Genomic DNA, 14,584 nt, shown 5'->3' with positions numbered 1-14,584 from the left:
TCAGTTTTTATCCTCTAATAACGGTACAAAACGAAATAAACCCAATTCTTTGCGTTCAAACTCCTTTTCAGACTTTCTGATGATCAATGTCATAATCTGATCTTCATCTCCTACCGGAATTACCAAACGACCTCCAATTTTCAGCTGTGAAAGCAATGCTTGTGGTACTTCTGGTGCTCCGGCAGTTACAATAATTCCATCAAATGGAGCCTCCTCTGGAAGTCCTTTATAACCGTCTCCAAATACAAATTTCTTGGGGCGATACCCCATTTTCTTAAAAAAGAGATTGGTTTTTTTAAAAAGTTCTAGTTGCCTTTCTATGGTAAAGACTTTAGCGCGCAAATGCAATAATACTGCCGTCTGGTAACCACTTCCTGTACCTATTTCAAGGATTTTATCTCCGTCTTTCACCTGCAATAACTCCGTTTGATATGCAACAGTATAAGGTTGTGAAATGGTTTGCCCGGCGGCAATAGGAAAAGGTTTGTCCTGATAAGCATGTCCTTCAAAACCGCTGTCCATAAAGAGGTGCCTGGGGATGCTCCTTATGGCTGCCAACACCTTTTTATCCTTAATTCCCTTGGCTGCAACAACATCTGCCAATTGGTTGCGCATGCCTTTGTGTTTAAATGTATCTTTCAACGGTTTGGTTTTAAATACGAAATTAGAAAATTCATTTTAAAAATTAATCTCCCTATTTTTGAAAAAAAATAAAACATGCTCAAAGTTGGAGTTTTAGGCGCAGGTCATTTGGGTAAAATCCATTTACGATTACTTAACGAATCTGATAAATTTGAACTCATTGGTTTTTATGATCCTGATGCCAATAATGGGAAAGCTGTCGAAGAAGAATTTGGATACACTTATTTTGACAACATCGATGCTCTGATTGAGGCAGTTGAAGTTGTAGATATTGTTACCCCTACCCTTTCTCATTACGAATGTGCTAAAAAGGCCATGGAACAACACCGGCATGTGTTTATAGAGAAACCAATAACAAATACACTGGAGGAAGCTAATGAGTTACTGGCCCTGGAAAAAAAGTTTAAAGTTAAAGGGCAGGTGGGCCACGTAGAACGCTTTAATCCGGCTTTTATGGCTGTAAAGTCGAGCATAAAGGCCCCCATGTTTATTGAATCTCATCGCCTTGCCGAATTTAATCCTAGAGGAACAGATGTCCCTGTGGTTCTGGATCTTATGATCCACGATATTGATGCCATCCTTAGTGTTGTAGATGCTGAAGTAAAACAAATAAATGCCAGTGGTGTTTCTGTAATCAGTAATTCCCCGGACATTGCCAATGCCAGAATAGAGTTTGAGAATGGCTGCGTTGCCAATTTAACTGCCAGTAGAATCTCTTTAAAGAATATGCGGAAGTCGCGATTCTTTCAACGTGATGCATATATTTCAGTGGATTTTCTGGAAAAGAAGGTAGAAGTCGTAAAAATGAAAGATGCACCGGAATCCCCTGGAGAATTTGATATGGTATTACAAAACGCTGAAGGGGATAAAAAGCAAATCTATTTTGAAAACCCTGAAATTGCCCCGAATAATGCTATTAAAGACGAACTGGAAACCTTTGCAGATGCCATTCGGAATGATACCACCCCGGTGGTTACACTACAACAGGGAAGCAATGCGCTAAGGGTTGCACTTGGAGTAATACAATCTTTTGAAAAAAACTAAAATGAAAAATATAGCAGTAATTGGGGCAGGCACCATGGGAAATGGAATCGCTCATGTGTTTGCGCAGAATGGCTACCTGGTTAATCTCATAGATGTTTCTGAAGAGGCACTTAATTCGGGAAAGGCCAATATATCCAGAAACCTGGATAGAATGGTTGCCAGGGAGTTAATTACTGAAGTTGAAAAAGACGCTACTTTAAAACGAATTTCTACGTTTACCGATTTAGGAAAAGGGATAAATGAGTCGGACCTTGTCGTGGAGGCCGCTACAGAAAATCTGGATCTTAAATTGAATATATTTAAACAATTAGATGAACTAAGTCGGGCACATTGTATCCTGGCCACAAACACTTCTTCCATATCCATTACTCAGATTGCTGCAATAACCAAACGTCCGGAAATGGTAATTGGGATGCACTTTATGAATCCGGTGCCTATTATGAAATTGGTAGAAATAATCAGAGGTTACAACACTTCCGATAAGGTTGCAAATACAATCATGGAGCTCTCAAATAAGTTGGGTAAAACCCCCACTTTGGTCAATGACTATCCGGGGTTTGTTGCCAACAGGATTCTAATGCCTATGATAAATGAGGCCATTGAAACTCTATATAATAAGGTAGCCGGGGTGAACGAAATTGACACGGTAATGAAACTGGGAATGGCCCATCCTATGGGACCCCTGCAATTGGCAGACTTTATTGGTCTGGACGTTTGTCTTTCTATTTTAAACGTCCTGTATGATGGCTTTAAGAACCCCAAATATGCCCCTTGTCCGCTGCTTGTAAATATGGTCACTGCAGGAAAATTGGGAGTGAAATCGGGGGAGGGATTCTACGACTATAGTTCGACTAAAAAGGCTGAAAAAATTTCAGCTCAATTTTCTTAATCGGGCATTTAGTAACAAAATCCTTTTAAGACAGCGTATCCTAATTATATTGGGATATCAGCTATAAAAAGACAAAATGAATTTATTTAATCCCTACCGACAAATGGCAAGTCTAAATTTGTGAATGTCCTATTGGGAAGTCCGAAACAACTATTGAGCACAAAATTATGTCCATAAAGGAAAATCTGGAAAAAATTAGGGAATCGCTCCCTAAGGAAGTAACCCTAGTAGCGGTTTCCAAGACAAAGACCAATGAAGAAATACTGGAGGCATATGCCGCTGGTCAGCGCATTTTTGGTGAAAACAAAGTACAGGAACTGACCCGGAAGTGGGAACTATTGCCAGAAGATATTGAATGGCATATGATTGGCCACCTTCAGCGCAATAAGGTGAAATACATGGCGCCATACGTTGCGCTTGTCCATGGGGTAGATAGTTTAAGGCTTTTAAAGGAAATAGATAAACAAGCGAAAAAAGAAAACAGAATTATCCCATGTTTACTCCAGATGCATATTGCCGAGGAAGACACTAAATTTGGATTGAATGAAATTGAACTCGATGAAATTCTGGGATACGAACATTTGGAGCATGTTAAAATCATGGGGCTGATGGGTATGGCTACTTTCACCACAGATGAGCAACAAATCAGAAAAGAATTCAGGAAACTTAAAGCATATTATGAAAGGCTCAAGGAAAAACTTCCACAGGCAAACATTTTGTCTATGGGAATGAGCGGCGATTATGAAATTGCCATTGAAGAAGGAAGTACCATGGTCCGTATTGGAAGTAGTATCTTTGGAGCAAGAAATATCATATAAATAGGCAGCAATTAACAAAAGATCTGCATCAGAATTGAAATGTACGCAATACTCGACATAGAAACTACCGGGGGCAAATACAATGAAGAAGGTATTACTGAGATTGCCATTCACAAATATGACGGGCACAAAGTGGTCGACCAATTTATCAGCCTGGTCAATCCTGAAAAGGATATTCAACCATTTGTGGTTAATCTAACCGGAATAAATAATAAAATGCTGCGCACTGCTCCAAAGTTTCATGAGGTGGCCAAACGAATTATCGAGATAACGGAGGATGCTGTTTTGGTAGCACACAATGCACAATTCGACTACCGGATTCTAAGAACAGAATTCAGGAGGCTCGGATATAATTATGAGCGTAAAACCATATGTACTGTAGACCTGTCCAAAATCCTGATTCCAGAGGCAACATCGCATAGCCTGGGTAAGTTAGTGCGTTCTTTGGGAATCCCTGTAAGCGACAGACATAGGGCAAATGGGGATGCCCTCGCCACTCTAAAACTCTTTAAATTATTACTGACAAAGGATTCTGATAAGACCATTCTGAAAGGGGTGGTAAGGGAAGAAACTATGGGCGAACTCTCCCCTACCCAATTAGAAATCGTTGAAAATATGCCCTCGGGAACCGGAGTTTATTACATGCATAATAAAGATGGCGATATCATCTTTTTAGGGAAAAGCACAAACATAAAAAAGCGCGTAAACACACACTTCACTAAAGATGGGCAGCGGGCCAGGCGCATTCAAAAGGCTACCAAAAAAGTAACCTATGAAATTACCGGAAGTCAGCTTATTGCCCAATTAAAAGAGCACGAGGAATTAAGAAGAAACAAACCCAGGTTTAACCAGCTTCATACGATCAAAATAAATGCGAAAAGTCGTTTAAACGGCAGTTTACCCGAAGGACATGAATTGCACAGAAAAAGTGTACTCATTATCGACAAAGGCCGTGAGATTGGAGAAAAAAGCGCTATCCTGATAAAAGAAGGAGAATATAAGGGCCTCGGGTACTATGATCTTAACCATCAAATAAATAATATCCCTATCTTAGAATCTATTATTACTCCAATGGAAAGTAATGAACACACTACGAAGATTATCATTTCCTATTTGGAGAAGAAAAAGGGGATCAAAATAATTGAATTAGAAGAATAAGTTGAATAAAGAGGAAAAACATAAGGACTGGAAGGTTAAACTCCACGAAATAATATACGGTACGCATACCCCGGCAGGTAAATTATTTGATGTCGCCCTGTTGATACTTATTGTATATAGTGTGATCATTGTGATGTTAGAAAGCATTCCAAGATTTGATTCTAAATACCACCTATTTTTTAATGTTTCTGAATGGACAGTAACTATTCTTTTTACAATTGAATACATTCTGCGAATTATATGCATCAAAAAACCTTCTAAATATATTTTCAGTTTTTTCGGGGTTATTGATCTGCTATCCACAATTCCGAAATACCTGTCATATTTCGTAGTAGGCACGCAATATCTGACCGCTTTCAGAGCATTGAGGCTCCTAAGGGTGTTTAGAATATTAAAACTGGTAAGGTTTGTCGGGGAATCTAATAATCTGATTCGCGCATTAAACGCCAGCAGGACAAAAATTTTCGTGTTTGTATTTTTCTTAATAATTATATCTGTTTTGTTAGGTACAATAATGTACCTGGTAGAAGGGCCGGAACATGGATTTAATAGTATTCCACATAGTGTTTACTGGACAATAGTTACCCTTACAACTGTTGGATACGGTGATATTTCTCCTGAAACCGGTTTGGGCCAGATCATTGCTACATTAATCATGATAATTGGTTATGGTATTATCGCGGTACCTACCGGGATCGTCTCTGCAGAGTACGCCTCAGCAAAAAAAGATATGGAAAAATACGATGACGGCAGGTCTTGTTCAGATTGTGGAGCCGAGATTAAGAGAGCAGACGCAGAATTTTGCAGAAAATGCGGCCATAATTTAAATGAATAGTAATGGCCCAAAAGGTGCTTATCTCCGTTGTCGGGCCTACTGCGATTGGTAAAACAAAATTGGCTATCGCCCTTGCGCAGCATTTTGAAGCTCAGATTTTATCAGCAGATTCAAGGCAATTTTACATGGAAATGCAAATTGGAACGGCGGTACCTTCAAAAGAGGAATTAATCACTGTTCCCCATCATTTCATCCAGCATAAAAGCATCCATGACACTTATTCTGTCGGGGATTTTGAACGTGATGCCTTGAAGGTTCTGGAGCAACTCTTTCAAGTAGGTGATACGGCTATAATGGTTGGAGGAAGCGGTTTTTATTCGGACGCGGTAGTTTATGGCCTGGATCATTTTCCTGAAACAGCAGCCGGTGTGCGCGACAATCTAAATGAAAGATACAGGGCAGATGGTATTGAGGTACTTCAAAATCAGCTTAAAGAGTTAGACCCTGAATATTATGAGTCTGTTGATTTAAATAATCCACACCGATTAGTACGGGCATTAGAGGTTTGTATTAGTTCAGGGCGTCCTTATTCTTCTTTTTTAAATCTGCCCAAAATTCCACGGCCATTTAAATGTGTAACCGTAGGCATAACAGCAGAAAGAGAAATTATTTATGATCGTATTAATTTAAGAGTGGATAAAATGATGAAAGAAGGCCTGCTAAACGAGGTAAAGGCCTTGGTAGCATATAAGGATAAGAATGCGCTGCAAACAGTTGGTTACAGAGAGTTATTCAGATATTTGGACGGCAGTATTGATCTGGACTTTGCAGTAGAAGAAATAAAGAAGAATAGCCGAAGATTTGCCAAAAGACAGCTAACCTGGTTGAAAAAAAATAATGAAATACTCTGGGTAGACTATCAGGACGACTTAGAAACTATAGTAGTCCAAATTGAAGCCCGTTTAAAATAAGTAAGTATGAGCAATAAAAGCGGACCTATATATTTTGTCATGGGGGTATCCGGTTGCGGCAAGTCGACCATTGGAACGCTTCTCGCCAGGGAGTTAACAGTTCCTTTTTTTGATGGCGATGATTTTCATCCTGCTTATAATGTAACTAAAATGGCTGCCGGCGAGCCCCTGACCGACGATGACAGGAAAGACTGGCTTATAGCCCTGAATAAACTTGCAATGACCCATGCTCTAAAGGGTGCTGTAATTGTTTGTTCTGCCTTAAAATCTGATTACAGAGCTATACTCAGTGAAGGAATTCAGGATAAAGTTAGCTGGGTATTATTGGAGGGAACTTTTGAAGAAATTCAACAAAGACTCAATGCAAGAAAAGGACATTTTATGCCTGCCTCTTTGCTCCGATCTCAATTTGAAACATTGGAAACTCCTAAAAAGGCCATTACTGTTTCCATTAGTCCTACTCCGGAAATAATTCTAAGGAATATTATGACAAGGATTAATAAGGAATAATAAAGTCATAAAGGCGGCGGGCAAACCAGAATCGCAAGATACTTAAGTCAGTCAAAAAAAACGTCCCGACGCAATGGCCGGGACGTGTTAATACAATTCTAATACTTTTTAGCAGGGCTATTGCTGTTCCTCTTTTACGACCAATCTAAAGCCTTCGCCATGAATGTTTAAAATTTCAACTGTATCGTCTCGTTTCAGGTATTTTCTAAGCTTTGCGATATAGACATCCATACTTCTGGAAGTAAAATAATTATCATCTCTCCAGATCTTGGTCAATGCAAGTTCTCTGGGCATCAGGTCGTTTTCGTGCAATGCCAGAAGACGCAGTAATTCGTTCTCTTTTGGAGAGAGTTTAATTGCCTCTTCATCCTTGTATTTAAGAAATCTCAATTTCGAATTTAAATGGAAATTTCCAATTTTAAACTCAAATTGTTTGCTGTCTGCCAATGTATTGGATGCTTTTCTTTGAAGAATAGCTTTAAGTTTCATCAGAAGTACTTCTGAATCAAAAGGTTTATTAAGGTAATCATCCGCACCGGCCTTGTACCCTTTTAGAACATCTTCCTTCATGGTTTTTGCTGTCAGGAATACGATAGGCACATGTTCATTTTTCTCCCGGATTTCCTTTGCCAGGGTAAACCCATCTTTATAGGGCATCATAACATCAAGAATACAGACGTCATAATTGTCCTTTTTAAACTTTTCAAAACCTTCCATACCATTTTTAGCCAATGTGACGTCAAAATCGTTCATCGACAGGTAATCTTTCAACACAATCCCAAAGTTGGGATCATCCTCCACTAAAAGTATTTTCTTCTCTGCTGTTTCCATAAAATTTTATATTAAAGGTAGTTTTATGTAGAAAGTGCTTCCTTTTCCTTTTTCACTTTCGGCATAAACTTCCCCCTGATGATCATCTACAATCTTTTTTACATAGGCCAGTCCTAATCCATGACCTTTAACGTTATGTATATCTCCGGTATGTTCCCTATAGAACTTTTCGAATACCTTTTTGAGAACGGCTTTACTCATTCCCGCACCCTGATCTTTTATTTTAATAATTATATAATTATTAGCGACTTCTGTGTACACATCAATTTTTGGGGCTTCGGGAGAGTATTTTACGGCATTGTCCAGAATATTCACAATGACGTTTTCAAAATGCATATCATTTGCCAAAACCTCTGACCTTTCCGCCTCCAGATGTGAATTAACATAACCCCCTCTGTCCAGTACAATAAGTTCGATGTGGGTAATAGCGTCTTGTACTATGTCGTGCACATCTGTCCTGTCCTTACGGATGTCTAATTGGTTTTTCTCCAATTTCGAGATCCTCAGTACGTTTTCTACCTGAGCATGCATCCTCTTGTTCTCATCACGAATCATTGTCAGATACCTTTTTACCTTATCTTCATCCGAAATTATTTTTGGATTTCGAATTGCCTCCACAGCCAGGTTGATAGTAGCAATAGGAGTTTTAAACTCGTGGGTCATATTATTGATAAAATCAGATTTTATTTCAGAAATCTGTTTTTGACGAATTAGCTGATATATAGCTCCGGCGTACGCAACAACAATAATAAGGGTGAACATCAATGAAAGTGTAGCCATGCCAAGAATGGTCTCCAATAAAAATTTACCTTCTTTTGGAAAGGATAACAAAAGGGAAAAATTACTGCTTCCCTCGCTATTCTTAAAAATCGGAGCCTGATAAAGGCTGTTACTGGTGAACTTAAACTTTCTAGATCTTACTTTTGTTGGTAAACCCCGACTATAAACACCGTATTCATAGTCGATATCCATACCCCTATTCTTTAATTCAGTATCTAACAAAAGTTCAATTTCCTGTTTAGAAACTCTATCATGAATAGGTTCTTTCTCCGCAAACTCGCGATAAACGTCGTCAAAAGCGGCCTTATCTATGCTGGAAAGACCACCAACTTTCTCCAATTTTTGAACCGGATTAAGCTTGTAAGCTTTGCCATCCAACCCATATTCTTCCTTAAATATGGTTTTTGTACGCTTGCTGGTAAAGTTTTTTATGGTGCTGGTATCAGATCCATCGCCATTGTCAAAGAACGTTGATGCTATATTATAATCTTCTTCGAGAATCCCATGAGAATAAAAAAGAATCTCATTTGAATTTATATCCCGATCAATAAAAAAAATGTTGCTTAATTGGGAGCTTTTTAGTTCTCCGATACTATCACGAAGGCTTAAAAACCTATCTGAATAATCTTTAATTTCCCGGTTCTCGATCTTATCGGTAACCTTGCTAAGAACATCCGTAACAGCATACGCAAATTGCTCTTCCTTGTCTTCTAAGGAACTTTTGATCCAGTACAGTTGCACTGAAATTATTCCAATCAGAGAAAGGCTCATTAAAATAACAAGAAGAACAAATAATCTCTTATTCATCTTTTCCGTAAAATTAGAAATTTAACATTAGATGATTGCCTGTTTAACCTAACCTTAACAAAAATGTTAAAATTGCGCTCAGCCTGATATTTTCAATAGCTCACGATGGATAAGTGCTACTTCCGATCTGGTTTTTTCAAGGTCAATATTGTCTATTAAATAGTCGGACAAAGCACTTTTTTCTTCATCACTCCACTGGTGCTTTATTCTGGCCATTATTTCAGACTCGGAACTGCCATCCCGTTCCAGAAGCCTGGCAATTCTCTGAGAGAGAGGTGCTCTAACAAGTATCATTTTGTCGTAGTTCTTATAGGAGCCGTTTTCAAAAAGCAGAGCGGCCTCCTGAATCACATAGTTACTCTCCTGCTTTCTGGCCCATTTCAGAAAGTGTTGCTTTACTGCCGGATGTACCAGGTGGTTTAACCCCTCTAACAATTCCTTATTGTTAAAAACTTTTTGAGCAATAACAGATCGGTTTAACTTCTTCCCAATGTAAGCGTCCTCTCCCAGCAATTTAATGATGGCTTTTCTTAATTTCTTGGAGTTGCGCATCAGTTTTTTAGCTTGCTTATCAGAATTGTACACGGGCACCCCAAGCTCCTTAAAATAACCGGCAACTGTGCTTTTGCCGCTACCAATACCTCCTGTTAGCCCTACGATCATCATTCTCGTTTCAAAATAAATTCAACCTCACTCTCCAGAAGCTTTGCACTGTGTATTATATCGGGAATTGTAGTTAATTTCAATTCTAGCATCTGCCGACTCTTGCTCACCTTATCATAATCTCCGATCACTTCAAAATCGGCCGTATTGAGGTCTTTCAATTTATCGATCTTCCCTTTGCACAATACCGATACAGCATCCGGAAAAGTCCTGATGGCAGTTCCTTCAGGAAGGTTTATTACCCGGATTGGGATGTCTATAATTTTTTCAGAAAAGCGAAAGACCCTTCCACTAATCTCAACGGAATCTATCGAATATGTTGTGTTTTGCAATGCTTCCGGCCTGGTAAGAGCCACCTGACTGACAAAATCTGATGTAATATCCGATAACTCTAAATTTGCGGTATTGATAAAGTTTACAGCTTCTATTTCTTCCCTTGGCCCCATGAGTACAACGCTATTTGGAATTAACGATACTTCTTCCTCCAATAAAAAATTCTGGCCCAAATTAATAGTAACATCAGATTGCACAGGGACTTCTCTTTTAAACACTTTATAAAATTCAAAAAATAAGGTATCCCGGTCTGCTTCGAGTAAGGTCATTGAAGCAGTCAGTTGATTTTGTATTTGTCTCCTGTAATCGCTCTGTGGAATATAGTACCGTGTACCTCTGCGGTTTAATTTGCTTAAATCTATTGCGATTTGTTTTCTCCTGAAATTAAACCCCAGGAATTGGAAGCCACTTGCTCTGAGTCTGACATCAATATTATCCTTAGATGCTTTATTGAGTCTTAGGGTGTCTGGAATATTGATATATACCAAATCAAATGAAGTTCCCTGTGTATAATCTTCCGAAAGCTGGCTCACCAGCCATGCCAAACTAGCAGACACCAGAAATATAAAAAATATGTTTACTTTTCTCCTGATCCGTCCTTTTTTCATTTTATTCGGGCTCATAGATGTCTTAGAAAAACAATTGGGGAAATATTTCCTGTGGTGTTCTTCTGCTAAAATTAACTAAGATAGTCGACTTTAGGAAACCGTAGCCATATCCTATAAATTGAATCCCAACAGCAATGACAGATAAAACACCAACAGCAGGGCTTTTAGTGCTAATGGATGCGCTTAAAAACACCAATATAAAATATAAGAGGTAAAGTCCTATAAACATGTAATTGTAAGGATAAGGGGCTAAAAAACAGAGTATCAACGCAAATAAGAAGCCCAAACAAAATACAGATGGAAACCAATAAGTTATACTACCGGTTTCCGGATGCCATTTATTGAGTATAGGTCTTACTTTTCCAAATTTTTTCACTTGTTTAAAAAAAAGCCCGAAATCTATCCTGCGCTTGTGATATACAAAAGCCTGAGGTATCAATTTTGTTGTAAAGCCATTCTTCCACAAGCGTATACTCAGATCGGGGTCTTCTCCGGGATGTATTTTGCCAAAACCTCCGGTACTCTCAAATGCTTTCAGTGAAATCCCCATATTAAAGCTTCTGGGCTGGAACTTGCCTACGCTTTTTTCCTTTCCTCTAATTCCCCCCGTGGTTAAAACAGCGGTCATTGCAAAATTTATCGCTTTCTGTATCCTGGTAAAGGAGTCATGGGCAGCGTCTGGCCCTCCGAAACAATCTACGTATTCTGCAGACAAAGCCGTATCGATTGCCCTGAGATAGTCTGGCGGAAGAATGCAATCCGAATCCAAAATAAGAAAATAATCTCCCGAGGCCCTGGCCATGCCATAATTCCTGGAATCTCCCGGTCCTGTATTCTCTTTTGTAAGATAAACCAATGATAGTGATCCTCTGAAGTCCTCTACCACATCAGCTGCTGTAAATTGAGACCCATCCTCTACTATCACCACTTCATAAGGCCTTTCAAAGTCCAGGGCGGTTAAACTCCGTAGCAATTCCCTCAGCTCATCCGGCCTGTTGTAAACGGGAATTACAAATGAGTAATTTAATTGCATTGACTGGGTTTAAAAATAGCCTGGAGGTCCTCAAATATCTCTTTGTTCCAATCGCGGTTATTGTTGGTCCTCATTGGCACACTACATGGCAATTTTAGGCAGACAATTGATTTTAATTTATTTTGGCCAATTATTCCTGAAATTTCTAAACTACTCTGAAAAGTGTTCTATTACTTCCTGGCTTACCCCTGTATTTGAAAATCCGCCATCGTGAAAAAGATTCTGCATGGTCACTTTACGTGTAAGATCCGAAAACAAGGAAACCGTGTAGTCCGCACAATCCTGCGCACTGGCATTTCCTAAAGGCGACATCTTCTCAGCATAACTTATAAACCCGTCAAATCCTTTAACGCCTTGCCCGGCTGTTGTCGGTGTGGGAGATTGTGAGATGGTATTTACTCTTACCTTTTTTTCTTTTCCAAAAAAGTAACCAAAACTTCTGGCTACGGATTCCAGATAAGCTTTGTTATCTGCCATATCATTGTAATCAGGAAAAGTACGCTGAGCAGCCATATAGGTCAATGCAACTATACTTCCCCATTGATTCATAGCATCGTTCTTATACAAGCTTTGCATTACTTTATGAAAAGAAAGTGCTGAAACGTCCCAACCCTTAGTAGTAAAATCATATTTTTCATCGGTATAATGTCGCCCTTTTCGAACATTTACAGACATCCCGATAGAGTGCAATACAAAATCTATTTTACCGCCTAGGATCTCTACCGACTTGGTTATAAGATTATTAAGATCCTCTTCGCTGGTAGCATCTGCAGGAATTATAGTGGCTCCCGTCTTCTCGGCCAGTACATTAATCTGCCCCATTCTCATTGCTATTGGCGCATTGGTTAAGACAAAAGCACCTCCTTCTTCGTGGACGCGCTCTGCCGTTTTCCACGCTATGGACTTCTCGTCTAAAGCGCCAAAAATAATTCCTCTTTTCCCTTTTAGTAAATTGTATGCCATGTTATTTATTTAGTTTGGTAATTGGGTTCAAAGATATTTAAAAAAGATAAACAAGATCAGCAATCAATTCAACAACTCACGAGCATGAGCCATGGCTGCATCTGAAATTGATTTGCCCCCCAGCATTTCGGCAAGCTCCACTATCCTCTCGTCTTCATTTAGTTCTTTCATTTTGGTTTGTGTACTATGGGTATCGTCTTGCTTATACACTTTAAAATGATGATCGCCTTTAGCGGCAACCTGTGGTAAATGTGTAATTGAAAATATTTGCATATTTCTGCTCATCTTATGCATAATATCTCCCATGCTATTTGATATTTCACCAGATACACCTGTATCTATCTCATCGAACATCATAGTTGGCAATTGTTCGGATTGTGCTATTATCGCCTTAATCACCAGCATTATCCGGGATAATTCCCCTCCCGAGGCCACTTTTTTTAACTCTCCGAAATCAGCTCCTTTATTTGCCGAAAATCTTAATACCAGTTCGTCCTTGCCCGTAATTTTATAATTTGCTGCTGTTTCCACTTCTATTTTAAAAGTGGCATTAGGCATTCCCAATGTACCCAATGACTCTTCTAACTGCTTAATTAGTTTTGGAATCGCATCCCGCCTCCTGCTATTCAGCAGGGCCGCTTTGTTTTCAAGGTCTCTGGTATACCCATCTAGTTGTTCTCTTTTCTGTGCAATATCAGTATCAAGGTCTTCGGTAACGGCTATTTTTTCACCCAGTGCTTCCTTTATTGCAATAAGCTCCTCAATACGCTCTACTCCGTGTTTTCTACGAAGGTCATAAAGCAATTGTAACTTCGAATTTATCTTTTCCAGTTCTCCGGGATTAGCCTCTACGGATTCCTGTAGATTTTCTATTTCAGCTGCTATGTCATTAGCTTCTATTAGTACAGACTGCACCCGTTGGTTCAATTGGTCGTACTTTGAACCAAAATTAGCCAGTTTATTAGTGCTCTGTTTCAATTCCGAGAGCATTGAAAGAATTCCCACTGGTTCATTTAATAACAAACCACTGGTATTTCCCAACTGTTCTAAAATAGTCTCCACATTACTCAACTGTTCATAAGCCTCTTCCAGGTCGTTCTGAATCCCTGCTTGTAGGGGTGCCGATTCCAATTCCTTAAACAGGAATGAATTATAATCGTATTCTTTAATCGCTATATGCTGTGAATCAATAAGTTGATTTAAGTCTTTTAAAGTTGTCTGATAGATTCGGTACACCTCTTGATAGGCAGATAAAACGTCTTTGTTAGCTGCCAGGGCATCTACTACCTTCAATTGAAAATCCTGTTCCGTAAGACGCAAGGTTTGGTGCTGGGAATGGACATCTACCAGCTGCATACCCAATTGGGATAAAACATCTAAAGTAACAGGGGTATCATTAATAAATGCTCTGGACTTACCTCCTGGATGAATTTCTCTTCTGACTATGGAGTTGTCATAATAATCCAGATCATGAATTTTAAAAAACGCACTCAGGCTGTACCTGGCTATATCAAATTCTCCTTCAATTATGCATTTTCGCTCCTTGTCTTGCAGCACCGACAAATCTGCACGTTTTCCTAAAATCAAGGATAATGCTCCAAGCAGAATAGACTTACCTGCTCCTGTTTCTCCTGTAATGGTAGTAAAGCCAGGGCCAAAACCGACCGCAAGATCATTGATTAAAGCGTAATTCTTAATAGATAGTTGTGTAAGCACAGGACAAACCTCTTTAGGGGGCTAAAGATAATTCATATTACAG

General features: G+C 39.1%; 15 protein-coding genes. 7 read left to right on the top strand and 8 right to left on the bottom strand.

The window, feature by feature from the left end; genetic code table 11:
• Positions 1–642 (bottom strand): protein-L-isoaspartate(D-aspartate) O-methyltransferase, encoded by a 642-nt coding sequence (locus tag J1G40_RS09905; RefSeq protein WP_265242472.1) that lies wholly within the window; start codon positions 640–642, stop codon positions 1–3.
• A 75-nt stretch (positions 643–717) separates the two neighbouring features.
• Between J1G40_RS09905 and J1G40_RS09900 the strand changes: the two genes are divergently transcribed.
• The 7 genes from J1G40_RS09900 to J1G40_RS09870 all read left to right on the top strand — a co-directional run bounded on the left by J1G40_RS09900 (position 718) and on the right by J1G40_RS09870 (position 6,807).
• Positions 718–1,686: a Gfo/Idh/MocA family protein gene (locus J1G40_RS09900; RefSeq protein WP_265242471.1), complete on the top strand. Its 969-nt coding sequence runs from the start codon at positions 718–720 to the stop codon at positions 1,684–1,686.
• Position 1,687: 1 nt separating this feature from the next.
• A complete protein-coding gene (locus tag J1G40_RS09895; RefSeq protein WP_265242470.1) occupies positions 1,688–2,575 on the top strand; it encodes a 3-hydroxyacyl-CoA dehydrogenase family protein in 888 nt (295 codons plus the stop codon).
• Between the two features lie 164 nt (positions 2,576–2,739).
• Positions 2,740–3,393 (top strand): YggS family pyridoxal phosphate-dependent enzyme, encoded by a 654-nt coding sequence (locus J1G40_RS09890; RefSeq protein ID WP_414855668.1) that lies wholly within the window; start codon positions 2,740–2,742, stop codon positions 3,391–3,393.
• Positions 3,394–3,432: 39 nt separating this feature from the next.
• Positions 3,433–4,551: an exonuclease domain-containing protein gene (locus J1G40_RS09885; protein WP_265242469.1), complete on the top strand. Its 1,119-nt coding sequence runs from the start codon at positions 3,433–3,435 to the stop codon at positions 4,549–4,551.
• 1 nt (position 4,552) lies between these two features.
• Positions 4,553–5,386, top strand: a complete 834-nt coding sequence (locus tag J1G40_RS09880; protein ID WP_265242468.1) for an ion transporter — start codon at positions 4,553–4,555, stop codon at positions 5,384–5,386.
• Positions 5,387–5,388: 2 nt separating this feature from the next.
• Positions 5,389–6,297 (top strand): tRNA (adenosine(37)-N6)-dimethylallyltransferase MiaA, encoded by a 909-nt coding sequence (miaA, locus tag J1G40_RS09875; protein WP_265242467.1) that lies wholly within the window; start codon positions 5,389–5,391, stop codon positions 6,295–6,297.
• A gap of 6 nt (positions 6,298–6,303) precedes the next feature.
• Positions 6,304–6,807, top strand: a complete 504-nt coding sequence (locus J1G40_RS09870; protein ID WP_265242466.1) for a gluconokinase — start codon at positions 6,304–6,306, stop codon at positions 6,805–6,807.
• Positions 6,808–6,924: 117 nt separating this feature from the next.
• On the opposite strand, the gene J1G40_RS09865 is transcribed toward J1G40_RS09870, so the two are convergent.
• From J1G40_RS09865 to recN, 7 genes are all read right to left on the bottom strand, one after another.
• Entirely contained in the window at positions 6,925–7,638 is a 714-nt protein-coding gene (locus J1G40_RS09865) for a response regulator transcription factor (RefSeq protein ID WP_265242465.1), read from the bottom strand.
• Positions 7,639–7,644: 6 nt separating this feature from the next.
• Positions 7,645–9,225 carry a sensor histidine kinase gene (locus tag J1G40_RS09860; protein WP_265242464.1) on the bottom strand — a complete coding sequence of 527 codons (1,581 nt, stop codon included), beginning with the start codon at positions 9,223–9,225 and terminating at the stop codon, positions 7,645–7,647.
• Between the two features lie 78 nt (positions 9,226–9,303).
• Positions 9,304–9,891 carry a dephospho-CoA kinase gene (gene coaE, locus J1G40_RS09855; RefSeq protein ID WP_265242463.1) on the bottom strand — a complete coding sequence of 196 codons (588 nt, stop codon included), beginning with the start codon at positions 9,889–9,891 and terminating at the stop codon, positions 9,304–9,306.
• On the bottom strand, positions 9,888–10,829 hold the full coding sequence (locus J1G40_RS09850) for a YbbR-like domain-containing protein (protein ID WP_265242462.1): 942 nt from the start codon (positions 10,827–10,829) through the stop codon (positions 9,888–9,890). The genes coaE and J1G40_RS09850 overlap by 4 nt, the downstream gene beginning before the upstream one ends.
• A 22-nt stretch (positions 10,830–10,851) precedes the next feature.
• Positions 10,852–11,862, bottom strand: coding sequence for a glycosyltransferase (locus tag J1G40_RS09845; RefSeq protein WP_265242461.1), 1,011 nt, complete (start codon positions 11,860–11,862; stop codon positions 10,852–10,854).
• A gap of 150 nt (positions 11,863–12,012) precedes the next feature.
• Positions 12,013–12,825 carry an enoyl-ACP reductase gene (locus tag J1G40_RS09840; RefSeq protein ID WP_265242460.1) on the bottom strand — a complete coding sequence of 271 codons (813 nt, stop codon included), beginning with the start codon at positions 12,823–12,825 and terminating at the stop codon, positions 12,013–12,015.
• Positions 12,826–12,888: 63 nt separating this feature from the next.
• Complete coding sequence (gene recN / locus J1G40_RS09835; RefSeq protein WP_265242459.1) at positions 12,889–14,541, bottom strand: DNA repair protein RecN; 1,653 nt, start codon at positions 14,539–14,541, stop codon at positions 12,889–12,891.
• Between the last annotated feature and the right edge of the window lie 43 nt (positions 14,542–14,584).

It is taken from the genome of Muriicola sp. Z0-33, from assembly GCF_026126425.1.
Taxonomy (GTDB): Bacteria; Bacteroidota; Bacteroidia; order Flavobacteriales; family Flavobacteriaceae; genus JAFMPW01.
This window is presented reverse-complemented; position numbering and strand designations above follow the sequence as displayed.